This is a genomic window from Bosea sp. BIWAKO-01, assembly GCF_001748145.1.
In the GTDB taxonomy this organism is placed as follows: Bacteria; Pseudomonadota; Alphaproteobacteria; order Rhizobiales; family Beijerinckiaceae; genus Allobosea.
Window position 1 is genome coordinate 2,776,516 of sequence record NZ_BCQA01000001.1, and the last position, 25,902, is coordinate 2,802,417.

A 25,902-nucleotide genomic window follows, 5' to 3' on the forward strand; every position below is an offset into this window, starting at 1 on the left:
TTCATGCCGACGCGGCCGGAGCGGGCACGCCGTTGCGCCGGCTATAGCCCTTGGAGAAATAGCGCTCGATGAAGTGCTGACCGACCTGGAGCACGGTCACGACCGCGAGATACCAGCACGCAGTGACGATCAGGAGTTCGATGACGCGGCCGTTCGCGTAATAGACGTCCTGTGAGTTGCGCAGGACTTCGCTATAGCCGATCACGCTGGCGATCGAGGTCAGCTTGACCATGCTGATGACCTCGTTGCCGACCGGCGGCACGATGACCCGCATCGCCTGCGGCAGCACGATGTAGAACAGCGTCGCCAGCGGCGTCATGCCGATGCTCTTGCTCGCCTCGACCTGGCCTGTATCGACGGAGAGAATGCCGCCGCGCACGACCTCCGCCGTGTAGGCGCCCTGGTTCAGACCGAGCCCAAGCAGCGTCGCGACGAAGGGCGTCATCACGTCGACCATGCGGGCTTCGAAGAGTCCGGGGATCGAGATGGTGGGGAAGACCAGAGCGAGGTTGAACCAGAGCAGAAGCTGGAGCAGCAGCGGCGTGCCGCGAAAGAACCAGATATAGGCGACCGCGCAGCGGCTGATCACGGGATTGGGCGACATGTACATGATCGCGAAGATCACGCCGAGCACGATGCCAAGCGCCATCGCGCACAAGGTCATCCAGATCGTGTTGAGAAGGCCGAAAAGGATGGCGGGGGCCGTGAAGAACTGGCCAACGACCTTCCATTCGATCTGGCCCTCGGAGAAGGCTTTGGCGATGAAAGCCAGGGCGACGACGATCAGGGCGACGCCGACGACACGGCCGTAATGGCGTCTGCGGATCGTCGGAAGTGTTGCAACCTCCAGGATCTCGTCGCCGTAAATCGCGCCCTTCCGGCAAACAACCCTGTCGGCAGCCATTCATCCCCCCGATCTTCCCGATCGTTGCGGGAGCCATAACAGGAGGTAGATGGACTGTAAATTCCAAATCGAATATTTTTGTCTAATATGAGGCGCGACTGGCAAGCGCGCTGCCTCGCGCTTGACGCGCTAGGATATTTCGAGGGGAGCGACCTCAATGCGGGAGCACGCTGTCGCATTCACCCTGTGATCCCGAGTGCTTGTGTGTACCCAAATGGGCAAGGGCGCCCGGTCGGTCGAGGCCGCCGTCGGCAATCCAGGCGTCGGTGCTTTTTGCCGCCCGCTCGATCAGTTCGCTGGTCATCGAGAAATCATAGGGCGATCCGGCGAGCGGGCAGAGCGGTGGCAGGACGAAGAAATCGACGCTGTCGTCGAGCCCCTGCAACTCGCTGAAGAGCTGCCGCACGATCAGCAGGGTCAAGGCGTGCAGCGCGCTTGCGACGGCCCCGACGGGCGGCTTCTCAAGCGCACAGGCGTAACCGGTCGGCAATACGATCAGGCGCCTTGCGCCGCATGATATTGCGACCTTGACTGGCGTGTTGCTCGATATGGCGCCATCGGCAAGATAGAGACCGTTGAACTGTACCGGGGCGAAGGCCGCCGGTATCGCCACGCTTGCAATGATGGCCTGCGCAGCTGAGCCTCGCGAAAGCACGACGGTCTCGCCCGACAGAATATCGGTCGTGACGACATGCACCGGGATCTTGGCGTCCTCGAGATTGGCGTAGGAAAGATTGCGATCGACGAGCTGGTGCAGCGCATCCGAGGCGATGAGGAAGTCCCGCCGGTACAAGAAGCCGAGCATCGTGCGCCAGCTCAACGGGAACACGTCGCGTCGGCGCAGGCCACGCCAGATCGTCTCCAGTCGTTGGACCCCATCGAGCGTGGGGTTGCCCGCGTAATAGGCGCCATTCAGCGCTCCGACGCTTGAACCGACGACCATATCCGCTGCAATGCCACGGCTCACGAGCGATCGCAGCATGCCGACCTGGATGGCGCCGAAACTGCCACCTCCTGCGAGGACGAAGGCGGTTGCTGGTCGGGCAGCGGTGCTGGTCATGGGCTGGGCCCTCTCGGATCCTGCGGTCGTGGCGCGGGATGCTGTCACGACCGCGCGGCCATGAGTTCGGCGGCTATGGCGCCGATACCGTGATGCGGCCCTTCATGTTGGGGTGGAAGCGGCAGTAATATTCGACCGTTTCCGCCTTCTGCAGGACCAGACTCGTCGATTTCTTCGGCTGGATCATCACGTCCATTCCACCCTTCACGGTCGCGGTATGGGCGAGAATGTCCTTGTTGAGCCACTCGACCGTGTCCCCGACCTTCACGGTGATCTCCGCGGGCGAAAACACCAGCCTGTCGATCGAAACCTGCATGGTCTCCGCCCGCGCCGTGACCGTGCCCAGAATCAGCGGCAGTCCGGCAACGGTCCAGAGGCGCTGCTTCAACGACATGATCTTGCCCTCACCGGAGTTCGGCAGCGACATGTGCGGCGTGCTGCTCGTGGCCCTGGAAAAGCTTCAGGCCGGTTTCGAGCAGGCCCTTCAATTCGCTGTTGCTTGCCGAGGGGATCAGCAGCGTCTGGAGGGCGCCGTTCACCTGCTTGTGGTAGGCCACCTCGTTATCGACATAGGCCTTGTCGAAGGCTGCGCCCTGGAGTTTCGAGAGCTTGCTCCGCTCGGCCGTCGCGGCCTGAGACAAGCTGCGGCTGGTATCGTTGTCTTCAGGGCTGACCTTCAGCTTCTTCACTAGGTCGAGTGCCTGCTTGTTCACCGCTTCATGGTCGCGGACCATGTCATGGGCAAAGGCTATGACGGTCTTGTTCCTGGATTTCGCAATCGCCTGCTTCGCCGCCTCGACGTCGATCGTGCCGGCGGTGTAGGCAATGTGCGCGATCTGCGGATCGGTCGGCGTGTCGGCGGCCTGCGCCAAGGACACCGTGCCGAGGAGTGAAAGTGCGGCCAATGCCGTGTTCTGTCGCGTGAACATGGAACCTCCTTCGCCTGACCGCTGAATTGCTTCAGGCCTTGTCTTTCGATTGACGAACATTGGATGCCGCGGGATCGAAAACGTTCCCGGATCGATCAGGAAAAGCCGAGCCGCTTCATCACCGCGTCGGTCAGGCGCTCGCAGCGCCGGCCGGCAAATGGAAAGGCGTCGAGCAGGACGGGACCGATCTGTTCGTCCAGCTGCTTGCGCAGGAGATGTCTGGCCCGATGCAGGCGGGTCTTGACGGTCTCGGGCCGCAGATCGAGCAGCTCCGCCGTTTCTTCGACACTCAGGCCTTCGATCACCCTGGCGATGAAGACCGAGCGATAGGTGTCGGGAAGATTGTCGGTTGCCCGCTCGACGAGTTGAAGGATCTGTCGTTGCGCCATGGCCCGCTCTGGATCGTCACAGCTGGTGTTGCAGGGAAACGGAATGATCTGCGCCGCAGCGCTCCGATCGGTCGATCTCGCGAGTTCGATCTCTTGCCGGCTCCTGCGCAGGCGCCCGAGTGCTTCGTTGATGACGATGCGGGACAGCCATGTGGCAAGAGAGGAATCTCCGCGAAAGCTCTCGAGATGAGTGAAGGCCCGGACATAAGCCTCCTGCACAACATCCTCGGCTTCGCTACCATTGCGGACGATTCCCCGGGCGATACGGTAGAGCCGCTGATTATACGTCCGCATGATCGTGCGGAATGCATCACCGTCGCGCGCGACCGCCCGGCGCACCAGGTCGAGGTCGTTGAGAATCGAGGCCTCGTCGTGTGTGTCTCTTCGAACCTGTGGCATGGGCGGCTTCCTCCCTTTGCATGAGATGGAAAGCGACGAAAAAGGTTCCGCGAAGACTTCAGAAAGACACACGTGGAAAGCCACGCTCGGGGAACCATAGTTCCCGAAGAGAGCATCGCCCAGCATAAGCTTGGTCCAACTGCCGGGGGCCACCTGTGGGGACGCGCACAGCACGCGTATTCGGGGTGAGGGCAGCGCCGAAACGGATCGCTTGAGCCTTCGGCATCGCCGTCCGGGGGGCAGGTCCGATCGACGTTCATAACCCCAGAAAATCAGCTACCCACTCTCTGCGCATTCCAATAGGTTCAGCCTCAATCGGGACCAACTTCCGGTCGGGCCGACGATCCTGCCGCGGGCAGGGCGGGTTCAGCGGAACTGGGCGCGGACCAATCCGGCCCGAGGGTCATTAAGTGGGAGAGCTGACCATGAAAAAAATCCTGTTCGCCACGCTGTCGGCGGCTGCCCTGATGGCGGCGGGGCCGCTGTCAGCCAAGACTTTGATCTATTGTTCGGAAGGCAGCCCCGAGAATTTCGCTCCGAGCATCAACACGACCGGTACGTCGTTCGATGCCAATACCCAGATCTACGACACCATCGTCCAGTTCGAACGCGGCGGGACCAAGGTCCTTCCCGCTCTGGCCGAGAAATGGACGGTTTCGGACGATGGGTTGGTCTATACATTCAACCTGCGCAAGGGTGTGAAGTGGCACAATACACGCGCCTTCAAGCCGACACGCGACTTCAACGCCGACGACTTCATCTTCATGATCGACCGGCAGTGGAAGGAAGACAATCCCTATTACAAGGTCACCAGCTCGAACCATTCCTATTTCAACGACATGGGCATGCCCAAGTTGCTGAAGTCGGTCGAGAAGGTCGATGATTACACCGTCAAGATCACGCTGAATAATCCCGAGGCGCCATTCCTGTCAGATCTTGCGATGCAGTATGCCAGCATCCAGTCCAAGGAATATGCCGATGCGATGCTGAAGGCCGGTACTCCCGAGAAGATCGATCAGGACCCGATCGGAACCGGGCCGTTCTCCCTGGTGCAGTATCAAAAGGACGCGATCATCCGGTACAAGGCGTTCCCGGAATACTGGGCCGGCAAGGCCAAGATCGACGACCTGATCTTCGCCATCACGCCGGATGCCTCGGTCCGCTGGGCCAAGCTCCAGAAGGGCGAATGCCATGTCATGCCCTATCCGAACCCGGCCGATCTGGACGCGATGAAGAAGGACGCCAATGTCCAGATCCTGGAGCAGCCGGGCCTGAACATCGGCTATCTCGCCTATAACACCACCAAGAAGCCGTTCGACGACGTCAAGGTGCGCCATGCCGTCAACATGGCAATCAACAAGAAGGCGATCATCGACGCCGTCTATCTGAGCAGTGGCATCGCAGCGATCAATCCGATTCCGCCGTCGATGTGGTCCTACAACGAGACGATCAAGGACGACCCCTTCGATCCCGAGGCAGCCAAGAAGGCGCTTGCCGAGGCGGGCTATCCGAACGGCTTCGAGATGGACCTCTGGGCCATGCCGGTGCAGCGGCCGTACAACCCCAACGCCAAGCGCATCGCGGAGCTGATGCAGGCAGATCTCGCCAAGGTCGGCATCAAGGCCGAGATCAAGACCTTCGAGTGGGGCGAGTACCGCAAGCGTCTGCAGGCGGGCGAGCACCAGGCCGGCATGTTCGGCTGGACCGGCGACAATGGCGATCCGGACAACTTCCTGCACACGCTGCTGGGTTGCGATGCTTCGAAGAACAATGGCGGCAATGTCGCGAAGTTCTGCTACCAGCCCTTCGAGGACCTCGTGCAGAAGGCCAAGAAGATCACCGATACGGCGCAGCGCACCGAGCTCTATCGTCAGGCCCAGGTGATCTTCAAGGAGCAGTCACCCTGGTTCACCATCGCGCATGCGGTGCAACTGAAGCCTGTCCGCAAGGAAGTGAAGGACTTCAGGCTGTCCCCGTTCAGCAGGCATACCTTCTATGGCGTTGACATCAATTGAGGCCCCGCCCCGACTGATGCATTGATTAGGGCGCGGCCGAGAGGTCGCGCCCTTTTTACTTCGGGAGAGCGTCATGAAGATTAGACATATTGCAGCGGCGGCTGCCGTTGCGTTAGCTTTACAGGCTGGCGCGGTCGCGGCTCAAACGCTCGTCGTCTGCTCCGAGGCGAGCCCCGACTTCCTCAATCCGCAGTTCTCCTCGCAGAACACGGCTTATGACGTGGCGGCCCAGATCTATGATCGCCTGGTCGCCACCGAACGCGGCGGTTCCCAGATCATTCCGAGCCTGGCCGAATCCTGGGCCATTTCCGAGGATGGACTGACCTATACGTTCAAGCTGCGCAGCGGGGTGAAATGGCACGCGAACAAGGCGTTCACACCGACACGCGGCCTTACTGCCGATGACGTGGTCTTTTCGTTCCAGCGCATGTTCGATGAGAACCATCCCTACCATAAGGTCGGCAGCACCAATTATCAGTTCTTCAACGAAATCGTCCGGCCCAGCCTGAAGGCGATCGAGAAGGTCGATAACCAGACCGTCCGGCTTGTCCTGACACGGCCCTATGCACCCTTGCTCAGCGCGCTTTCGGTCGAGCCCATGTCGATCCTGTCGGCGGAGTATGGCGATGCGATGCTGAAGGCGGGCACGCCCGAGCAGGTCAACCAGGTGCCGATCGGTACCGGCCCATTCTCCTTGCTGGCCTACCAGAAGGACGCCACGATCCGCTTTCGCGCGGTGCCCGACCACTGGACCAAGACAGCGGGCAACCCGGATCGCGTGGCCCTGGTCAACGACCTGATCTTCGTGATCACGCCGGACGCTGCGGTGCGGTTCGCCAAGGTGAAATCGGGCGAATGCCAGATTGCGCGCTATCCGAATCCTGGCGACCTGCCGGCGATGCGGGCTGACCCCAATCTGACGATGCTTTCCGGCAGCATTGCCGATCAAAGTTTCCTCGCCTTCAACCAGCAGAAGAAGCCCTTCGACGACAAGCGGGTGCGCGAGGCGCTGGTCTATGCGACCAACATCCCCGCGATCATCGATGCGGTCTATCAGGGCACCGGCAAGCAGACGGCCGCGATCGTCCCGCCATCACTCTGGTCGCATCATGAAGGCCTGCAGCCGCGCCCCTATGATCCCGAGAAGGCCAAGGCCCTGCTCGCGGAGGCCGGCCTGCCGAATGGCTTCAAGACCACGCTCTGGGCCATTCCTGTCGTCCGCGCCTATATGCCGAACGGACGCCGTGCGGCCGAGCTGATCCAGGCCGACTGGGCGAAGATCGGCGTCCAGGCTGAGATCCAGAGCTTCGAGTGGGGCGAGTATCTCAAGCGCGGCCGCGCCGGCGACCATGAGGTCGGCATGTTCGGCTACACCTGGGACTATCCGGATCCGAGCCAGATCCTGCTGTCGGGCTGGCATTGCGATGGCGTGAAATCCGGCGCCAACCGGGCACGTTGGTGCAACCAGGAATTCTCCGACCTCCTGACCAAGGCCAACACGATCACGGATCAGGGTGAGCGCACCAAGATGTTCCGGCGCATGCAGGAGATTTTCCAGGAAGATGTCGGAGGCCTGCTCTTTGCCAACGCGCAGGCTTTCACGCCGGTGCGCAAGGAAGTGAAAGACTACAAGATCCATTTCTTCGGCGGCCAGCCCTTTACCGGTGTATCGCTGGCAAAATGACGTTGACATTCGGCCGCGGAGAGGCGAACCGCGCCCGAATACGATTGGTGACGGGGGCGCAGTGTCATGCGGATCTATATTTCGGCGGATATCGAGGGCATCGCCGGTGTCGTGACGCGCGAGCACACGCGCCCCGAGGGGTTTGAGTATCAGTCGGCCCGTATCTGGATGACCGACAGCGTCACCGCCGCCGCCAACGCCGCCTTCGCGGCCGGGGCGAGCGAGGTCGTGATCAGCGACAGCCATGGCAACGCGCAGAACCTGCTGCTGGACCGCCTGCCCAAGGCGGTCCAGGTCGTTCGATCCTGGCCGCGCCCGCTCTCGATGATGCAGGGCATGGAGGCAGGCGAATATGCCGGCGCGCTTTTCATCGGCTATCACGCCGGGGCCACCAATCCGGACGGCATCCTGGCGCACACGTTTCGCAGCGCTTGCCTGCGCGAGGTCCGCGTCAATGGCATCTCGGCCCCGGAAGCGATGATCAATGCCGCGATCGCCGGGCATTTCGGCACACCCGTGCTGCTGGTCAGCGGCGATGATGTCTGCATCGGGGAGACCAGGGCGCTCCTGCCCGATATTGAGGCCGTCACGGTCAAATGGGCGCATAGCCGCCTCTCGGCGCGCACATTGATGCCGGAGGCCTCCTACGAGCTGATTGCCGAGGGCGTGCAGCGCGCCATCGCACGCCGGGCGGGGATCGTCCCCTATCGCCTGCCGGGCCCGATCACGCTGGAACTCAGCTTCCTCTATCGGCAGCCGGTCGAGTACCTCATCATGCTCAAGGGCATCGAGCGCCTCGACGCGTTCACGGTGCGCTACGTCGCCGACGATATCCTCGATTTGCAGCGTTTCCTGGTCTTCGCATTAGGATATAGTTCTAATTTGCAATAGCAGGACGAAACATCCCGTTCGCGGTCCATGCTTCAGGCCGCCGGTACCCCGACAAGACTGGCTCATCCATGCTGCGTTTCATCCTGACCCGCGTCAGCCTGGTGATTCCGACCTTCATCGGCATCACGCTGCTCGCCTTTTTCCTGATCCGGCTGGTCCCGGGCGATCCAATCGAGACCATGGCCGGCGAGCGTGGCATCGATCCGGCCCGCCACGAGCTTCTGCGCAAGGAGTTCGGCTTCGACAAGCCGGTTCTGACGCAATACGGGATCTATATCAGTCGCGTCCTGCAGGGTGATCTCGGCAAGTCGATCGTGACACGCGAAAGCGTCATCTCGGAATTCTCGGCGCTGTTCCCGGCGACGATCGAGCTTGCGCTATGCGCGATCTTCCTGGCGCTGGCGATCGGCCTGCCGGCTGGCATCCTGGCTGCGGTCAAACGCAACTCGATCTTCGATCACGGCGTCATGGGGCTGTCCCTGACCGGCTATTCCATGCCGATTTTCTGGTGGGGCCTGCTGCTGATCCTGCTGTTCTCCGTGCAGCTCGGTATCACGCCGGTCTCCGGCCGTATCGCGGTGCAGTACTATATCGAGCCGGTAACCGGCTTCCTGACGATCGACAGCCTGCTGGCGGGCGATTTCGGCGCCTTCAAGTCGGCGCTGTCGCATCTCGTCCTGCCGGCGATCGTCCTGGGTACGGTCCCGCTTGCGGTCATTGCCCGGATGACGCGCTCGGCCATGCTTGAAGTGCTCGGCGAGGACTATATCCGCACGGCGCGCGCCAAGGGCATGGCGCCTCTCAGGGTCATTGCGCTGCACGCGCTGCGCAATGCGCTCATTCCGGTGGTGACGGTCATCGGCCTGCAGGTCGGCGTGCTGTTTACCGGCGCGATCCTGACCGAGACGATCTTCTCCTGGCCGGGGGTCGGCAAATGGCTGATCGAGGCGATCAGCCGGCGCGACTATCCGGTCCTGCAGGGGGGCACCCTGTTGATCGGCGTCGTCGTGATGAGCGTCAACCTCCTGGTCGATCTGCTCTACGGCCTGATCAATCCACGCATCAGACATGCGCGCTGAAGGACCTGTGATCGTGACATGGCTGATTTCTTCGCGGGACGCTGACAGATGACCGCCGAAACGCTTGAAGCACCCTCCGCTGCCGTGCCGCCTGGCACGCCGCCGCATCCGTTGCGCGAATTCTGGAGCTATTTCAGCGCCAATCGCGGCGCGGTTGCCGGACTCGTCGTCATCGTCGCCGTGTTGCTGATGGCGGTGTTCGCCGATGTCCTCTCGCCGCATTCGCCCTATCTCACCAACAATGCCGTCTTCCTCAAGCCACCCTTCTGGCAGGAGGGTGGCTCGCTGGCCTATCCGCTCGGCACCGACGCGATCGGCCGCGATATCCTGTCCCGACTGCTTCACGGCGCCCGTCTCTCGCTGGTGATCGGCATCGTGGTCGTTGCCATCGCCATGGCGGCAGGCATCGTGCTCGGCCTGGTTGCCGGCTTCTTCAAGGGCATCACCGAAATCGTCATCATGCGGCTGATGGACATCGTCCTGACGATGCCGAGCCTGCTGCTCGCTATCGTCATCGTCGCGATCCTGGGGCCGGGCCTGATGAACGCGATGCTGGCGGTCGCCATCGTGGTGCTGCCGCATTATGTCCGCATCACGCGCGCGGCGGTGATCGCCGAAACCTCCAAGGACTATGTCATCGCAGCCCGCGTCAGCGGTGCCGGCACGCTGCGCCTGATGTTCAAGGAAGTGCTGCCGAATTGCGCCGCCCCCCTGATCGTCCAGGCGACGCTCGGCGTCTCCACCGCGATCCTCGATGCGGCGGCGCTCGGCTTCCTTGGCCTTGGTGCCCAGCCGCCGACGCCCGAATGGGGCACGATGCTGGCCGATGCGCGTGAATTCGTGCTGCGCGCCTGGTGGGTCGTCACCCTGCCGGGCCTGATGATCCTGATCACCGTGCTGGCGTTCAACCTGCTTGGTGACGGCCTTCGCGATGCCCTCGATCCCAAACTGAAGCGCTGACCATGCCGCTGCTCGAAGTTGAGAATCTGAGTGTCGAATTCCCGACCTCTACGGGGGTGATGCGGGCGGTCGACGGTGTCAGCCTGTCGCTCGAGGAAGGAGAGATCCTCGGAGTCGTCGGCGAATCCGGTTCAGGCAAGAGCGTCACCATGCTCGCGCTGATGGGACTTGTCGCATATCCCGGCCGGATCAAGGCCGACCGCCTCGCCTTTGCCGGGCGCGACCTGCTCAAGATCTCCGATCGGGAGCGCCGGAAGCTCACCGGCAAGGATGTGGCGATGATCTTCCAGGAGCCGAGCACCAGCCTCAATCCCTGCTTCACCATCGGCTTCCAACTGGCCGAGACACTGAAGGCGCATGAGGGGATGGATAGCAAGGCGGCGCGCAGGCGCAGCATCGAGCTGCTCGAACAGGTTGGAATCCCCGCGCCGGAAAGCCGGCTCAAGGCCTTCCCGCATCAATTGTCCGGCGGCATGAACCAGCGCGTCATGATTGCCATGGCGATCGCGTGCAATCCCCGGCTGCTGATCGCCGACGAGCCGACGACGGCGCTCGACGTCACCATCCAGGCGCAGATACTCGATCTGCTGATGTCGCTGCAGAAGGAGCGCGGCATGGCGCTCGTCCTGATCACCCATAATATGGGTGTGGTCGCGGAGACTGCGCAGCGCATCATGGTGATGTATGCCGGGCAGGTGATGGAGGAGCGCAATGTGGCGTCCCTCTTCGCTGCTCCCCAGCATCCCTATTCCGCAGCACTTCTTGCCGCCCTGCCGGAGCGCAGTGAAGGCGAGCACCGGCTCGCCACTATCCCCGGCATGGTTCCCGGCCCGCATGACCGCCCGCAGGGGTGCCTGTTCAGCCCGCGCTGCGCCTATGCCACCGATCATTCGCGCCTTGTGCGTCCCGATCTCCGGCCCTGGCAGGGAGGGCAGATCCGCTGCCACTACCCGCTCGGCGATCCGGAGCGGGAGAAGGCCAGAGCGGCGGGCGGCGTTCACCCCGTGACGGTGGAGAGCACATCGTGAGCACTCCCATCGTCACAGCGCGCGAGCTGACACAGGTCTATTCGGTCAATCGCGGCTTCCTCCGCGCGCCGGCCCAGCTGCAGGCGGTCACCGGCGTGTCCTTCTCCGTGGAAGCCGGCAAGACGCTCGCCGTGGTCGGCGAGTCCGGTTGCGGGAAGTCGACGCTCGCCCGCATGGCAACGCTGATCGAGAAGCCGACTTCGGGCGCGTTGATGCTCGACGGGCTTGACGCCGTTACGCCTCCCTCGGGCGAAGCCAAGCGCCTGCGGCGAACCGTGCAACTCGTCTTCCAGAACCCCTATGGCTCGTTGAACCCGCGCAAGAAGATCGGCGCGATCCTGGAAGAACCGCTCCTGATCAATACCTCGCTGACGAAGGCGGAGCGGACGGAGCGGGCGCGCGCGATGATGGCCAAGGTCGGCCTGCGCCCGGAGCATTACAACCGGTATCCGCACCAGTTCTCGGGAGGGCAGCGCCAGCGCATCGCGATCGCGCGCGCGCTCATCCTGTCGCCGAAGCTGCTGGTGGCCGACGAGCCGGTCTCGGCGCTCGACGTCTCGATCCAGGCCCAGGTGCTCAATCTGCTGGCCGACCTTCAGGATGAGCTCAAGCTCGCCTATCTGTTCATTTCGCATGATCTCGGCGTCGTGCGTCACATCGCGCATGACGTGATGGTCATGTATCTCGGCCACGCCATCGAGCATGGTCCGAAGCACGCGATCTTCGCCCGGCCGTTGCATCCCTATACACAGGCGCTGCTGGCCTCGACGCCAAGCGTGGCGGCAGGAAAGCGCGAACGCATCGTGCTGCGCGGCGAGCTGCCGTCGCCGCTCGATCCGCCGAAGGGCTGCGTGTTCTCGACCCGCTGCCCCTATGTGACCGATCGCTGCCGCGCCGAGCGCCCGGTGGCGCGTAAGCTGGACGAGCGGCTTGTCGCTTGCCATTACGCGGAACGCTTTCTGGCCGAGGCGGCCTGAGCTGCAAGCGCGAGCTGTCGCGGTCGATTTCGATCGACCGCGACAGTGTTGGGACGTGGTTGTTGTTGAAGATCGGGGCCGGCCGCGTCAGGGCTGACCGCCTGCATTCGCCGTGATGCCCCGCCCCATGCCACCATTGATCTGGTTCAGAAGCCGGTCGCTGATGCCAAATATTCGCCGGGTCAACGTGCCATAGTGTCGTCCGCCGCGTGCGATACCGGCACGCAAGGGCGCTGCAACAGGAGGTTTGTGATGTCGCTTCAGATCGGCAGTACGGCACCGGATTTCGAGGCTGAAACGACGGAAGGGCGTATGCGCTTCCACGACTGGATTGGAGATTCGTGGTGCGTGCTCTTCTCCCATCCAAAGGATTTCACGCCGGTCTGCACGACCGAACTCGGCTACATGGCCAAGATCAAGCCCGAGTTCGACCGGCGCAACGTCAAGATCATCGGCTTCAGCGTCGACCCGGTCGGGAACCATGCACGCTGGGCGGATGACATCGGGGAAACACAGGGCCACAGGCCGAATTACCCAATGATCGGCGATCCAGAACTGGAGATCTCGAAGCTCTACGGCATGCTTCCCGCCAGCACGCCTGGTACCTCGGACGGCAGGACGCCGGCGGATAACCAGACGGTGCGCAATGTCTTCGTCATCGGGCCGGACAAGAAGATCAAGCTGATCCTGGTCTATCCGATGACGACCGGGCGCAATTTCGACGAGGTTCTGCGTGTCATCGATTCACTCCAGCTGACGGCGAAGCACCGGGTCGCGACCCCCGTCAACTGGAAGCCGGGCGAGGACGTCATCATTGCCGGCTCGGTGTCGAACGATGAAGCAAAGCAGCTCTATCCGGGAGGCTGGAAGGAGCCCAAGCCCTATATCCGGATCGTGCCCCAGCCTGGCGGGTGAGAGAGGCTTTGCCTCGGCCGCTACGCGCTACAGTCGCGATAGAGCACAGGCTGTCGGAGCAGAATAGCAGCCCGCTCGTGGCCGGTTCAGCGGTCACGGGCCGGCTGGTCGCATCGGGCCCGGTCAACTCCTGGCTTCGATCCAGCTGTTCACCAGCTGACCTTGATTCCGAGTCTGCCGTCATAGGCGTGCGAGCGGCCGTTGAGGCCAATCGAGTAGCCGGCCGAGGCGTAGAGCGCCGTGTTCCTGGTGATCTGGGCGTCGAGGCCGGTCCTGAGCTCGGCCCAGGAGGCGCCGAGATCGGCGCGGAAGGGGATCAGCCCGGTGGCCGATGAGAACTCGGTCTTCGGATTGCCCAGGAACTCGTTCCAAAGGCTGGCCTTCAACCAGGCCGTGAGCAGGCGAGGCCTGGCGCGCGTATCCTCTTCCAGCGCCCAGCTCCTGGCCAGGCGGGCGCCGACGCGGGCGGCGAGGGAATCGACATCACTGAAGCGCACCAGGGCTGCCCCATCACCGCCGGAGCCGTTGACCAGGGTCTGGTAGATCACCTGCGCCTGCGGCTCGAGGATGAAGCCGTTGCCGAGCTGGAGGGGATAGCCGCCCTCGAGCGAAGCCGCGAAGCCGAAACCGTCGCGCTTCAGCTTGATCAGGCGCTTTGAATCGGCCTCGGCATCGAACCAGGTGCCCTGCAGGACACCGTCGAGATACCAGCCGGACGGCCCGAAATGCGTCCAGTAGGCGCCGAGCGAATAGCCGTCGATGGTGTTGGTGCCGGCGCGGGCGCCGTTGAAATGGGTGACATCACCCTGGATCCGGCCGATCGCGGCATAGAGGCCGGCATGGTCGCGCGAGCCGTCGGCGCTGATGCTGCGATAGAGGTCGAGCCCGGCCTGGAAAGCGTAGATGTAGTAATCGTAGTTCGGGCCATTGCGATAGATGCCCCAGGGGCCGCCATCCTGGTTGCCGTGCTGGCCGATGATCCGGGCCCACCCGGCCGAGGCATAGGAGCGGCCAGGCGCTGTCGCGCTCGCCGGCAGTTGCACGGTCGTGGTGCAGCGAAAATTCTTCTCCGGATTCTTGCACCAGATCGTGCGCTCCTCGCTGACCGGCGGCAGCGTCAGGGGAGCGAGTTCGCCGACGCGCTCATGCAGGCTGTCGATCAGGGTGCGGCCATAGATCAGCCCCATGGCCGGAAGCGCGGCATAGAGCGAGGTTTCGCGCCGAAAATCCGGGATGCCCGTGCCTGGCGGCGAGGGAGTTGGTCCGGGACCGGGCGGCACAGGGGATAACTCGGAGCGCAGGTACCAGTTCTCCGGGCCGGAGGCGTCGACACTGCTGCGGTAGAGCGAATACTCATAGGGGCCGGCGACTGCCGGCCGGCCCAGTGCGAAAGTTCCAGGCACCGTCGTGCCCCCATTGATCGCATCGACGACCAGGATGCCGTTGCCGGTGGTGAGAGCGCCTGGGCCAGTGGTGTTCGTCACGCGCAGGAATGAATTGCCGGTTGCGACTCCGCCATTGATGACCAGCCGGTCGGAAGGGGAGCCATCGCTGCCGAGGAAGGTGTTGAGCCCGAGCGTTCCGCCCGCGCCGAGATAGGTCTGCGTCGTCAGCGTCTTGTAGCTGCCCAGTATGGTTGGATCGCCACCCGGCGGCGTGAATTGGATCAGCCCGGCATTCGCGACCTGCTGGGTGACGGTCGAGCTCGCCGTGACCGTCCAGGTGCTGGTCGGGTCGACCGTGACATTGGTGACGTCGAAGGCTGCACCGGTCTATTGCGTGCTGGTTGCGAGGCTGATGTTGGCCGTGGTCTACGCGGCGACGAGGGCATCGCCCGTCAGAACGCTGCCGTTCGAGGCGTCAAATTGCACTGCGGTTGGCTGCGCCGGGCCGAAGGTGCTGGCGAAGGTCTGGAGCAGGAGCCCGCCACCGCCGGTCACGACCGTTCCGGCCGTTGTGAGATTAAGCGGGCCTTGTGCCTCGACCGCGGTCGAGGTCGCACTGGCCAGACTGCCGCCCGATAGCCTGACGAGGTTCACGCTGGTCGCCGTGAGGTTCAGGGAGGAAAGACCAACGGTGCCCGCACCCGTTGCCTGGACAGTCGTGCTGGTCAGATCGATCGAGCCCGGTCCGCCATTGATGAAGAGGGCGGCGCCGCCTGCTCCGGCGGTTGTCACGCGTGAATCGCGCCCGATGACGGTGCCGTTGGAGTCGACGCGGATACCAAACGCGCTTGCCCCGGTCGTGGTGATCGTGTTGTCCGTCATGTCGACCGTGCCGCCGAGGCCCGCATCGGCACCGGCTGCAAAGTTACCGGAAGAGACGTTGATCGTAGTCCCGATGCTCGTGATCAGGGCCCCGGCTCCCTGGGCCAGCAGCCCGCTGACTGGAATCGCGCCGACCAGGCCGAAGACCGAGCTGACCGGCCCGGCAGCCGTCGCGAGATTGGCCGTCTGGAGCACATAGGCGTTCGGGGCCTGCGCGGAGTTGATGTTGATGACGCTGCGCCCCGATAGCGTGATGCTGCTGTTCGCGCGCGCCCAGGCTCCGGCGGCGGCGTTCGGGCCCTGAACTGTCACGTCCGCGATGTTGAGCGAGCCACCGTTCACGGCGAAGAGGCCAGTGCTGCCGGGCCCGCCGGAGGCATTGTTGAGGTTGACAGTCAATCCGCTGCCGATGGTTCCGAGAACTACCGCCGTGTTGTCGACGCCGATGCCGACATTGCCCGTGCCGTTCATCTGAAATGTGGAGCCGGGAAGGATGCTGACCTGGCCGCCGTCATGGAGATAGATCCCCATCGAGCCGCCGCCATTCATGGTGATGGGAATGAGGGCGTCTGCAATCACGCGGCTGCCGGCGCCCGAAGCCCCGAGACCAACCGAGTTGAACGCAGCCGTCGTGATGCTGGTGCCGCTGTGCAGGTTGACGGTGCCGCCGCCCTCCGCGATCGCACCATGGCCAGCCGAAATGGTCGGCGTTGCGGTTGCGGTATTGTTGACGATGACGTTCGTGGCGTCGATGCTGCCGCCGATCGCAACCAGTGCCGCACCAACTCCAGTCGTCGTGATCGAAACCCCGTTGAGGGTTGCGCTGCTCGCGGCGCCATTGGCGAGAACGGCGTGGCCGCCTTGGGTCAGGATACTGAGATTGCCGTTCGGCACCGTGATCGCGCCGCCATTGGCCTGCAGCGCATTGCCGTTCAAGACCTGGAAGGTAATCGGGCCGGGAGCAGCTCCCGCCAGACTGTCAATGACGAGCGTGCCGCCGGTGACGTTGCTTGCGTTCGTGGCACCTGCTGTCGCGACATTCGTGCTGCCGACGACGGTTGTGGTGCCCGCTGTGACATTGATCGTGGCGGTAATCGTTGGCGGACTTGGCCCGACCGTCTGTGCGCCGAGCGGGAGGATGGACAAGAGCAGTCCGACGCTTGCTGCTCCGCAGGCTGGCAGGCCACTCGTAGGCACGACCCAACGGTACATCATTCTCATGATGCCCTCCGATTGCGGCGGCGCTTGCGTCCTTCGCTTCTGTTCTAGCCTTGCGCCGAATCACCCGTGTTTCTGCCGAATTCGCGGATGCTGGCTGCTGCGCTGAAAACTGTCGATAGAGAAAACCCCGAGATACGGCGTTCGCGGCTTCGTTGGTTTCCATGAGATTAACGATGGCTCGCACGCAACATGACGGCCGTGGCCCCGTCGGCCATGACCGTCATGTTGCGTGCGGAAGCTGAAAGACTGTGGCTGAGGGTGGCGGCGGCCGGGGATTTCGCCGCGTTCAGCGGATCTAGCGCAGGGGAGGGGCGTAGAGGATTCCGCCCATGCTCCAGAGCTGGTTCAAACCGCGCGGGATGCCGAGGCGGGATTTCACACCCAGGTTGCGCTCGTAGAGTTCCGAGTAATTGCCGACAGCCTTCACTGCCCGAATGGCCCAGGCGTTGTCGATCCCCAGCATCTTGCCGAAACCGCCCTCGGCACCGACGAAGCGACGGACGTCAGGCTTGGTGGAGGCCAGGGCCTCGGCGGTGTTGGTTGAGGTGATGCCGAGCTCCTCGGCGTTCACAAGAGCAAAGTTCACCCATTTGACGAAGGTGAACCAAGCAAAATCGTCGCTACGGGTCACCGGGCCGAGCGGCTCCTTCGAGATCACGTCGGGCAGGATGACGGCGTCGGCCGGGCGAGGGAGTTTCAGGCGTTCGGCATAGAGCGCCGACTGGTCGCGCGTCAGCACGTTGCAGTCGCCGGACTGGAAGGCAGCCAGAGCCGCGGCAGCCGTCGGGAAGGCACGCTCTTCATAGGTTATCGAGTTCGAGCGCAGGAAGTCGGAGAGGTTGAGCTGCGTGGTCGTGCCGGCTTCGACGCAGATCTTGGTGCGGTCGAGTTCGAGTGCCGAGGTCGCCGTCAGCGACTTCATGATCATGAAGCCCTGGCCGTCATGATAGGTCACGCCGGCGAAGGACAGGCCGAGCTCGGCCTCGCGCCCCAGGGTCCAGCTGGAGTTGCGCGAGAGCAGGTCGACCTGCCCGGCACGCAGCGCCTCGAAGCGCTGGCTCGCCGAGAGCGGCACGAAGCTGACCTTGGTCGGATCATCGAAGATCGCTGCCGCTGCGGCTCGGCAGAAATCGACATCGAACCCCGACCACGCGCCTTGCGCATCCTTCTCGGAGAAGCCGATCAGGCCTTCGCTGACACCGCATTGCAGACTGCCGCGCTGCTTGACCGTGTCGAGCGTTCCCGCTGCGGCCGGCTGTGCGGCTGCCCAGAGAGTGACGGCCGCGAAACAGGCAAGCGTGCTGCGAATATAGGTTTTGGCCGCGTTCAGCATGACCATCGGTCTCCGGTGGGGACAGATTGCGGAATTGGCAGGAGCCGGCACAAATCAGAGACTTGCGCCGTGCCGGACGACGACCTTGGTGTTGAGCGGGACGCGCTCATACAGGTCGATGATGTCACCATTGGCGAGGCGGAAGCAGCCGGACGAGATGGATTGGCCGATGGTCTCAGGCTGGTTGGTGCCATGGACCCGGAAAACCGTCGAACCGAGATAGAGCGCTCGCGCTCCCATCGGGTTCCCCGGACCGCCGGCCATGAAACGCGGCAGATAAGGCTGGCGCGCGATCATCTCCGGCGGCGGGCGCCAGTCCGGCCATTCCGCCTTGCGGCTGATCTTGACCAGGCCCGACCATTGGAAGCCTTCGCGGCCGACACCGATGCCGTAGCGCAGAGCGCGGTTATTGCCCTGGACGACATAGAGGAAGCGTTCCGAGGTATGGATCACCACGGTTCCCGGCGGCTCGCTGGAGCGGAACAGCACGGCCTGCCGCGCGTAGGGGCCGTCGGCGACAACGGTTTCCTCACCCGAGATGCGCCCCGGTTCGTCACCGATGTCGAGGGTTTCCGTCTCGCCGGCCTTGGGGGCCGCGAATGCGCTGCCGGGCAGTGTCGCGACAGCACCCAAAGCCAGAGCCGCAAGGCCGAGGCAGGTTCCAGCGATTGTCTGCTTCCGTCCGCTTACCCGCATACTGCTCACTCCCGGATTGAAAGATGCGCTCAGGCTCCGCAGCGCACGAAGATGAAGGTTCCGTAGCGGCGATGCGCGTCGGGATCGACGAAACGCATGACCAGCTCCCTGTCGGTCGCGGACAGGATCTCGCGGTCCTGTGGGTCACCGGCGGGGGCCTCGAAGCCGAGGAAGTTCCGGCCGCCCGGTCCGCCCTTGAGCTTGAGTTCATAGAGCTTGGGATCGTCGGCGACATGCATCATGACGCCGTCGGTCGGTCCCTTGGTGATCGAGTAGGGCATGTTGCACTGGGCCCTGGCCTGGGCCTCGGTACGCTTGCGGTCCTTATCGGCGTGGAAGGAGGCAATGCCCCATTTCCCGATCAGGCGCTCACGCGGGATGCTGCTCGGTCCAGCTGCGTGACCGGCGGACGGGCTGCCTGCATCCTCACTGGTTCCGGCGCAGCCTGCTACGGCCAGCGTGAATGCCGCCGCGGCAAGGCGGGTCAGCATGCCAGATCGAAGAGAAATTGGTCTGGCGGGGGTTGCTCTGCCTGAAAGGTGCAGAATTGCCGGGGAAGTGGCTTGGCCTCTGTCGTGTTGCGGTACCACATTACACTCCAGCATCTTCGGACACAGGTCATCATGGACGAAGCCGCTGACAGAATTCAAGCCATCACTTGCACAAGCATCGATGTATCTTCGGCTGCGAGATCTATGACCTTCCCAGCGCGGTGTTGAGCGCCCCTGAACAGCGCAGGCGCGCGTCAGTGGTTATTGGCCCGAAACGGAGTTGGCGCGCGCTTGCAAGCCCAGGAAATGCCTGATGACCGGTTTGTCCTGGCCTGTATGGAATTTCGTGACCTCCGCCTGGATATCGGCATCGGCCTGCGAGACACGCCTGTGCTGACGCAGATGCTCGGCCCAGGACTCGACCATGAACCATTCAAGGATGCAGTCGGGGTCGGCGGCATCCTCGCTGACGCCCCAGGCGAACGCGCCGTCCCGGCGCCGCTCCGGAGCGAGCCGCGCCACCGCCTCGAGGAAGGCTGCCCGGCTTTCGCGAGCGACGCGGTACTCGACCGTGATGGTGACCGGGCCGCGGTCATGTTCGACCGGATCGGAGATCGCCGGCTCAGGCCAGTGGGAGGAGGGGGTGAGATCGGCCTCGCCCGCCGGTAGCCGCAGACGCAGGACCGCAACGGCGACCAGCGCGAGCGCGAGTGCTGCGACGAGCAAGGTGGCATGCAGTCCGATCGCTTCGGCAACAAGCCCCCAGAGCAGGCTTCCGGCCGCTGAGGCGCCGTTGAATATCGTGAGGTAGATCGCCAGGCCGCGCCCGCGCACCCAGTTTGGCAGGATGGCCTGCACCGTGCCGTTCAGCGTCGTCAGCGCAGCGATCCAGGCCCCACCCAGGACGAGCAGCATGAGAATGGCGAGCCATTGCGGTGGCACCGCCGCCAGTGCCGCCGTCACAGCGGCCGTGACGAGCGCGGCGCCGAGCATGATGCCGTCGGCATCGAGATGGGCCCGGATCCGCGGCAGCACAATGGCCCCCGCGATCGCGCCAGCTCCTACAGCGCCGAGAAGGAGCCCATAGAAGCCGGCGCCCCCGCCGAGGAGCTGCCGGGCAACGAGGGGCAACAGCGCCCAAATGGCGCTGGCGCCGGCGAAGAACAGGACGGCCCGCAGAAGAACCCGGTGAAGCTCTCGGCTGGCGCGGGCGTAACGCAGCCCCGCCCTGAAAGCGCCGCCGAAATGCTCGCGGAGCTCGTCGTCGGCGCCGGCAGGGCGGTGCCACCAGAGCAATGCCGCGATGACGAAGACATAGCTCAGGACGTCTGCGCCATAGGTCGCAGCGGCACCAAAGGCCGCCAGGAGCGCGCCGCCAGCGGCAGGGCCGATCGCGCGGGCAATGTTGATGCCGAGCGAGTTCAGCGCGACGGCATTGCGCAGCTCGGTCTTCGGCACGAGTTCGGGGACGATCGATTGCCAGGTCGGCCCCATCAAGGCCGCACCGACACCGCCGATGAAGGTCAGTCCGACCAGAAGTTCGATCGTCAGCCGGTTGGTCAGGGCCAGCGTCATCAGGACAGCGCTGGTGAGACCCAGCAGCAGCTGGACGCCGATCAGCAATTTCCTGCGGTCGACGATGTCGGAGAGCACGCCGGCCGGGATCGCGAGGAGGAAGATCGGCAAGGTACCGGCGACCTGGATCATGGCGACAGCCGCAGGCGAGCCGGAGAGATCGGTAACCAGCCAGCCGCTTGCGACGTCGCGCATGAAGGAGCCGACATTGCCAAGAACCGTCGCTGCCCAGAGTACGGCGAAGACGGAGTGCCGCAGCGGCGCGAAGGCCGATGACGCTGGTCTGGGCGCGGTATCGTGTGGCGTCTGCGCCATCAGGCTCGCGCTCCCCGGCTCGAACGGGCGGAAAGCACCGCCAGCAGTGCCAGCCCGCCGACAATCGAGACATGCTCGAAGAAGATGTTCTGATGCAGGAAGCGTTCGCCCGCGGGCTTCAGCCAGAAGGCATGGGCATAGAGCGTCGCAAGGATCGTAAAGCCGGCCAGCGCCGCCGCGCCGATCCAGGCGTAGCGGCCGCCGGCAATCAGCAATGCGGAGCCGCCGAGCTGCGTCAGGATGACGAGCGTGGCGAAGAATGCGGCAGGCTCGAGCCCGGTCAGACCGCGGATTTCGGCGGTCGCTCCTGCGAAATCGAACAGCTTGGCGATGCCGCTGAGCATGAAGGGCAGCGCCACAGCGATGCGGGCGAGAAGAACCAGCCATGACTGGCCAAGGAGCCGTTCGACGGCGTGCTGAGCGGAGGAGAATGGCGAACCGGACATGATCGATCCCTTCGTGCGCTCAGAAGGCCCAGCAGGAGCAGCCCAGTGCTCCCCAGAACGAACCTTCGTCGCGCACCGGTACGGTTGCGGCCAAGGCCGAAGCGTGTGCGTGGCCGTGGACGCCGCACGCGCTGGCACAGCCACAGGCGGCCGCGAAGGCGTATTTGCGGTCATCTGCGCCCGCACGCTTCTGGTAGCCGCCAAACGTCCTGACCGGTGACCAGTCCGGCATGGCCGGCGGCAGTGGCGGGGCCAGCCCGGCATAGTCGCCGGTGCCGTGAACCGGTTTGCCGCCGAGCAGCGTCAGGACACTCTCGATGTCCTGGATCTCGTCCTCCGGCACGGTCATGTAGTCGCGATCGAGCACGACGAGATCGGCAAGCTGGCCGGTCTTGATCTGGCCCTTCTTGCCTTCCTCGGTCGAGAACCAGGTATTGGCCTGCGTCCAGAGCCGAAGCGCGCTTTCGCGATCGAGCAGGTTGCGCTGGGGATAGAGCCTGAGGCCGCCCAGCGTCTTGCCGGTCACGAGCCAGGCGAGCGATACCCAGGGGTTATAGCTCGCGACGCGGGTCGCGTCGGTGCCGGCGCCGACGGGGACGCCGGCCTCGAGCATGCGCGCGATCGGCGGTGTGCGTTCGGCCGCCCTGGCGCCATAACGTTCGACGAAATCCTCGCCCTGGAACATCATCCGGTGCTGCACGGCGATGCCGCCGCCGAGCGCTGCAATGCGGTCGATGTTGCGATCGCTGATCGTCTCGCAATGGTCGAAGAACCAGTGCAGCCCCTGCAAGGGCGTGTCGCGGTTGACCTTCTCGAAGACGTCCAGCGCGCGGGTGATGGTTTCGTCATAGGTGGCATGCAGGCGCCAGGGCCAGCGGTTCTCGGCGAGCAGCCGCACCACGGGTTCGAGATCGCTCTCCATCGTGGATGGCATGTCCGGCCGCTCGACCCTGAAATCCTCGAAATCCGCCGCCGAATAGACCAGCATCTCGCCAGCGCCATTATGGCGATAGAGATCATCGCCCTGGCCGGGTTTCACCTGGTTGGCCCAGCCCGCGAAATCGGCGAGCTCCTCCTTCGGCTTCTGCGTGAAGAGATTATAGGCGAGCCGCAAGGTCAGCTCGCCCGCGGCATGCAGTTTCTCGATGATTGCGTAGTCATCCGGATAGTTCTGGAAGCCGCCGCCTGCATCGATGATGCTGGTCACGCCGAGCCGGTTCATCTCGCGCATGAAATGGCGCGTCGAGTTGAGCTGATATTCGGGCGGGAGCTTGGGGCCCTTCGCCAAGGTGGCATAGAGGATGTTGGCATTGGGCTTGGCAATCAGCAGTCCGGTCGGGTTGCCGTTTGCATCGCGCTGGATCTCGCCGCCCGGCGGGTTGGGCGTCTCCTTGCCGTAACCGACGGCGCGGAGGGCCGCGGCGTTGAGCAGGGCGCGGTCATAGAGATGCAGGATGAAGACCGGCGTCTCGGGGGCGATCGCGTTGATCTCGTCGAGCGTCGGCAAGCGCTTCTCGGCGAATTGATGTTCGGTGAAGCCGCCGATCACCCGCACCCATTGTGGTGGCGGGGTCACCGCGACCTGGCGCTTCAGCATCTCCATCGCTTGGGCAAGCGAACGTACGCCGTCCCAGCGCAGCTCCATATTGTAGTTCAGCCCGCCGCGGATGATGTGCATATGGCTGTCGATCAGCCCCGGAATGACACGCCGGCCGCCCAGGTCGACAATCGCAGTCGTCGGGCCGGCCAGAGCGCGCATGTCCTGTTCCGCTCCGACGCCGATGAAACGCCCATCGGAGATGGCAACCGCCTGCGGATCGGGGTTGCTGCGGTCCAGGGTGCTGAAGCGCCCGTTCACGAGAAGGAGGTCGGCGGTCATGGGGGCTTGTCCTGTCGTGGATGTCTGGGCGGCGGCCCGGCCACCGAGCAGTGCTGAAAGCGCGCCGGCTGCGCCGCCGAGCGTGGTCTGTCTGCGCGTCGGGTTCATGAAGGCTTGCTGCCGGAATCGTTGCGTTCGGCCTGCCTTTCGGCGGAGCGCGCGGGCAGGGCACCGAAAAGGTGCTCGCCGCATTCGCTCCTGAGCCAGCCGATGCTGAGCCGCTCGCCCGCCAGGACGCGCTTGGCGATCGGTACGATCTGCTCCCCGGCCAGGATGCCGAGGAGACCGATCAGCGCCACCACCGGTGGCGCGGGCGAGCGGACATTGAGCAGGCTGTAGATGATGCCGACCAGCAGGCCGGCCCCCAGGGCCAGCAGATAGGGCTTCATATCGACCTCCCTTGGGCACTGGCGGCCCGACAATCAGCCTTTCACGAAAGCGAGCAGATCGGCGTTGACCAGCTCAGGATGGGTCGTGCAGAGCCCGTGCGGGAGCTTCTCGTAGACCTTGAGCGTGCCGTGCTTCAGCAGCTTGATCGAGAGCAGGGCCGCGTCGGCGATCGGCACGATCTGGTCGTCATCGCCATGCATCACCAGTGTCGGCACCTCGACCGCCTTCAGGTCCTCGGTGAAATCGGTCTCCGAGAAGGCCTTGATGCCGTCGTAATGCGCCTTGGCGCCCCCCATCATGCCCTGGCGCCACCAATTCTCGATGATGCCCTGCGACGGTTTCGCGCCTGGGCGATTGTAACCGTAGAAAGGCCCGCTCGGCACATCGAGGAAGAATTGCGCGCGATTGGCGGCGAGCGCCTGCCGGAAGCCGTCGAAGACCTCGATCGGCAGGCCGCCCGGATTGGCCGCGGTCTTCAGCATCAACGGCGGCACCGCGCCGATCAGCACCAGCTTGGCGACGCGGCCCTTGCCATGGCGGACCGTGTAGTGCAGCGCCTCGCCGCCGCCGGTCGAATGGCCGACATGAACGGTGTTTCGCAGGTCGAGATGTTCGACCACCGCTGCGGCATCGGCTGCGTAATGGTCCATGTCATGGCCGTCTCCGGTCTGGGTCGAACGGCCATGGCCGCGCCGGTCATGGGCCACGACGCGGTAGCCCTTCGCGAGGAAGAACAGCATCTGTGCGTCCCAGTCGTCCGAACTGAGCGGCCAACCATGGTGGAAGACGATGGGTTGGGCGTCCTTCGGACCCCAGTCCTTGAAGAAGATCTCGAGGCCGTCCTTCGTGCTGACCTTGGGCATGATCAATGACCCTCTTGTGCGCCGAACATCGTCTTGGCGTAGATGATGCCGAGACCGTAGGCCCCGCCGAACTTCTTGGCGATGCCGGTGGTGAGATCGTAGGTGTCCGTCCGCGCCCAGTCGCGCTGCAGCTCGAGCAGATATTGCAGCGCGGTCATCGGGCGGGCGCCGGCCTGCACCATCCGCTCGACGGCCCGCTCATGCGCTTCGTCGGAGACGTCTCCGCAGGCGTCGGTGATGATGTAGACTTCAAAACCCTGATCGATGGCCGAGAGCGCGGGGCCGACGATGCAAACGGAGGTCCAGAGGCCGGCAAGCACGATGCGGCTTTTGCCGATTTCGTTGACGCGCGCGATCACCGCGGCATCCTCCCAGGTGTTCATGGAGGTGCGATCGAACAGCTTCTGGCCGTTGAAAGCGGTCGTGATCTCCTCGAACATCGGCCCGGAGAAGCTCTTCTCGGCGACGGTGGTCAGGATGGTCGAGACGCCGAAACCGGCGGCGGCATGGGAAATCAGGGCGGCGTTGTTGCGCAGCGCCACGGCATCGATCGACTTCGTCGCGAAGGACATTTGCGATTGAAAGTCGATCAGGATCAGGGTGTGATCCTGGGGAGAGAGCAGCAGTTTACCTGGAACCGGAGTTGCACGAGCCATGAACCAACCTCCATCGCGGCAGTGAACGCGGCGGCACGCTAGCGCTGCAGTGCAATCTCGACCAGTAGTAACCTTTTGGATACCGCAAGCTTGCCATGAACAAGATTGAGAGAATTGAAGTTGGCGATAGCAAATGCCGTGTGGAACCTTTGCTCAAGTTCCTTGCCCAGGAATGGATGAGCCATATCATCTGGGCTCTCGGCCAGAATAACGCGCTGCGGTTTGCAGAGATTCGCCGCGCGCTGCCCGGATCGATCTCCGCGCGTGTCCTTTCCGCCCGGCTCAAGTCACTTGAGGGCAAGGGCTTCGTCATCCGCTGCGACTTGAGCGAGAATGTCCGCCATGTCGAATATAGCCTGACTGCCGAGGGGCAGGCTCTCGACGCCGAGCTGAGGCGGAGCGAGGCCTTTTCCCATGCACGGTACGGCCAGGTCCTGGCCCGTTCGGCGGGCGAGTAAGCATCCTTAGGGAGAACCACGCCAACGTTGCTGTCTTGAGCCGCCTCGCGTTCAGATCGGCGACATCGAGGGGGATGCAGCG

The 25,902-nt window shown here is 63.9% G+C and carries 24 protein-coding genes and 1 pseudogene; 9 read left to right on the forward strand and 16 right to left on the reverse strand.

Going from position 1 to position 25,902, the window contains the following annotated elements:
* Window position 1 precedes the first annotated feature (1 nt).
* The 5 genes from BIWAKO_RS12895 to BIWAKO_RS12915 all read right to left on the reverse strand — a co-directional run bounded on the left by BIWAKO_RS12895 (window position 2) and on the right by BIWAKO_RS12915 (window position 3,681).
* Window positions 2-904: an amino acid ABC transporter permease gene (locus BIWAKO_RS12895; RefSeq protein ID WP_069879013.1), complete on the reverse strand. Its 903-nt coding sequence runs from the start codon at window positions 902-904 to the stop codon at window positions 2-4.
* 154 nt (window positions 905-1,058) lie between these two features.
* Window positions 1,059-1,964 carry a patatin-like phospholipase family protein gene (locus tag BIWAKO_RS12900; protein ID WP_069879014.1) on the reverse strand — a complete coding sequence of 302 codons (906 nt, stop codon included), beginning with the start codon at window positions 1,962-1,964 and terminating at the stop codon, window positions 1,059-1,061.
* Window positions 1,965-2,037: 73 nt separating this feature from the next.
* The gene (locus BIWAKO_RS12905; protein ID WP_244523435.1) at window positions 2,038-2,391 is read right to left on the reverse strand and encodes a cupredoxin domain-containing protein; all 354 of its coding nucleotides are present in this window, start codon (window positions 2,389-2,391) and stop codon (window positions 2,038-2,040) included.
* Window positions 2,369-2,893, reverse strand: coding sequence for a DUF4142 domain-containing protein (locus tag BIWAKO_RS12910; protein ID WP_069879015.1), 525 nt, complete (start codon window positions 2,891-2,893; stop codon window positions 2,369-2,371). The genes BIWAKO_RS12905 and BIWAKO_RS12910 overlap by 23 nt, the downstream gene beginning before the upstream one ends.
* A gap of 95 nt (window positions 2,894-2,988) precedes the next feature.
* The gene (locus tag BIWAKO_RS12915; protein ID WP_069879016.1) at window positions 2,989-3,681 is read right to left on the reverse strand and encodes an RNA polymerase sigma factor; all 693 of its coding nucleotides are present in this window, start codon (window positions 3,679-3,681) and stop codon (window positions 2,989-2,991) included.
* Window positions 3,682-4,106: 425 nt separating this feature from the next.
* On the opposite strand from BIWAKO_RS12915, the gene BIWAKO_RS12920 reads away from it, so the two are divergent.
* From BIWAKO_RS12920 to BIWAKO_RS12955, 8 genes are all read left to right on the forward strand, one after another.
* Window positions 4,107-5,696 carry an ABC transporter substrate-binding protein gene (locus BIWAKO_RS12920; protein ID WP_069879017.1) on the forward strand — a complete coding sequence of 530 codons (1,590 nt, stop codon included), beginning with the start codon at window positions 4,107-4,109 and terminating at the stop codon, window positions 5,694-5,696.
* 73 nt (window positions 5,697-5,769) lie between these two features.
* Entirely contained in the window at window positions 5,770-7,380 is a 1,611-nt protein-coding gene (locus tag BIWAKO_RS12925) for an ABC transporter substrate-binding protein (RefSeq protein ID WP_069879018.1), read from the forward strand.
* Between the two features lie 66 nt (window positions 7,381-7,446).
* On the forward strand, window positions 7,447-8,271 hold the full coding sequence (locus BIWAKO_RS12930; RefSeq protein ID WP_069879019.1) for a M55 family metallopeptidase: 825 nt from the start codon (window positions 7,447-7,449) through the stop codon (window positions 8,269-8,271).
* Window positions 8,272-8,339: 68 nt separating this feature from the next.
* The gene (locus tag BIWAKO_RS12935) at window positions 8,340-9,350 is read left to right on the forward strand and encodes an ABC transporter permease subunit (RefSeq protein ID WP_069879020.1); all 1,011 of its coding nucleotides are present in this window, start codon (window positions 8,340-8,342) and stop codon (window positions 9,348-9,350) included.
* A 48-nt stretch (window positions 9,351-9,398) separates the two neighbouring features.
* Window positions 9,399-10,310, forward strand: a complete 912-nt coding sequence (locus BIWAKO_RS12940) for an ABC transporter permease subunit (protein ID WP_069879021.1) — start codon at window positions 9,399-9,401, stop codon at window positions 10,308-10,310.
* Window positions 10,311-10,312: 2 nt separating this feature from the next.
* A complete protein-coding gene (locus BIWAKO_RS12945; protein ID WP_069879022.1) occupies window positions 10,313-11,338 on the forward strand; it encodes an ABC transporter ATP-binding protein in 1,026 nt (341 codons plus the stop codon).
* Window positions 11,335-12,315, forward strand: a complete 981-nt coding sequence (locus BIWAKO_RS12950) for a peptide ABC transporter ATP-binding protein (protein WP_069879023.1) — start codon at window positions 11,335-11,337, stop codon at window positions 12,313-12,315. Before BIWAKO_RS12945 ends, BIWAKO_RS12950 begins: the two co-directional genes overlap by 4 nt.
* 252 nt (window positions 12,316-12,567) lie before the next feature.
* Entirely contained in the window at window positions 12,568-13,230 is a 663-nt protein-coding gene (locus tag BIWAKO_RS12955) for a peroxiredoxin (protein ID WP_069879024.1), read from the forward strand.
* Between the two features lie 149 nt (window positions 13,231-13,379).
* Here the strand turns inward: BIWAKO_RS12955 and BIWAKO_RS12960 are convergent.
* The 11 genes and pseudogenes from BIWAKO_RS12960 to BIWAKO_RS13010 form a co-directional block, all read right to left on the reverse strand.
* A pseudogene (locus BIWAKO_RS12960) lies at window positions 13,380-14,921 on the reverse strand (autotransporter family protein); the annotation flags it as partial.
* A gap of 120 nt (window positions 14,922-15,041) precedes the next feature.
* Window positions 15,042-16,718, reverse strand: coding sequence for a beta strand repeat-containing protein (locus tag BIWAKO_RS12965; protein WP_141740059.1), 1,677 nt, complete (start codon window positions 16,716-16,718; stop codon window positions 15,042-15,044).
* A gap of 295 nt (window positions 16,719-17,013) precedes the next feature.
* Entirely contained in the window at window positions 17,014-18,051 is a 1,038-nt protein-coding gene (locus BIWAKO_RS12970) for an amino acid ABC transporter substrate-binding protein (protein WP_069882432.1), read from the reverse strand.
* A gap of 54 nt (window positions 18,052-18,105) precedes the next feature.
* Window positions 18,106-18,747 (reverse strand): L,D-transpeptidase, encoded by a 642-nt coding sequence (locus tag BIWAKO_RS12975; protein ID WP_084651310.1) that lies wholly within the window; start codon window positions 18,745-18,747, stop codon window positions 18,106-18,108.
* A 29-nt stretch (window positions 18,748-18,776) separates the two neighbouring features.
* Window positions 18,777-19,238, reverse strand: coding sequence for a hypothetical protein (locus tag BIWAKO_RS12980; protein WP_069879027.1), 462 nt, complete (start codon window positions 19,236-19,238; stop codon window positions 18,777-18,779).
* Window positions 19,239-19,499: 261 nt separating this feature from the next.
* Entirely contained in the window at window positions 19,500-21,128 is a 1,629-nt protein-coding gene (locus tag BIWAKO_RS12985; RefSeq protein ID WP_069879028.1) for an MFS transporter, read from the reverse strand.
* A complete protein-coding gene (locus tag BIWAKO_RS12990; protein WP_084651313.1) occupies window positions 21,128-21,574 on the reverse strand; it encodes a DoxX family protein in 447 nt (148 codons plus the stop codon). The genes BIWAKO_RS12985 and BIWAKO_RS12990 overlap by 1 nt, the downstream gene beginning before the upstream one ends.
* Before the next feature lie 19 nt (window positions 21,575-21,593).
* Window positions 21,594-23,561 (reverse strand): amidohydrolase, encoded by a 1,968-nt coding sequence (locus BIWAKO_RS12995; RefSeq protein WP_069879029.1) that lies wholly within the window; start codon window positions 23,559-23,561, stop codon window positions 21,594-21,596.
* Complete coding sequence (locus tag BIWAKO_RS13000; protein ID WP_069879030.1) at window positions 23,558-23,842, reverse strand: XapX domain-containing protein; 285 nt, start codon at window positions 23,840-23,842, stop codon at window positions 23,558-23,560. The genes BIWAKO_RS12995 and BIWAKO_RS13000 overlap by 4 nt, the downstream gene beginning before the upstream one ends.
* Window positions 23,843-23,875: 33 nt before the next feature.
* Window positions 23,876-24,706 carry an alpha/beta fold hydrolase gene (locus BIWAKO_RS13005; protein ID WP_069879031.1) on the reverse strand — a complete coding sequence of 277 codons (831 nt, stop codon included), beginning with the start codon at window positions 24,704-24,706 and terminating at the stop codon, window positions 23,876-23,878.
* Between the two features lie 2 nt (window positions 24,707-24,708).
* Window positions 24,709-25,362: a hydrolase gene (locus BIWAKO_RS13010; RefSeq protein ID WP_069879032.1), complete on the reverse strand. Its 654-nt coding sequence runs from the start codon at window positions 25,360-25,362 to the stop codon at window positions 24,709-24,711.
* A gap of 140 nt (window positions 25,363-25,502) precedes the next feature.
* Here BIWAKO_RS13010 and BIWAKO_RS13015 point away from each other — a divergent pair, with 140 nt between their 5' ends.
* Window positions 25,503-25,820 (forward strand): winged helix-turn-helix transcriptional regulator, encoded by a 318-nt coding sequence (locus BIWAKO_RS13015; protein ID WP_244523436.1) that lies wholly within the window; start codon window positions 25,503-25,505, stop codon window positions 25,818-25,820.
* Window positions 25,821-25,902: the final 82 nt, after the last annotated feature.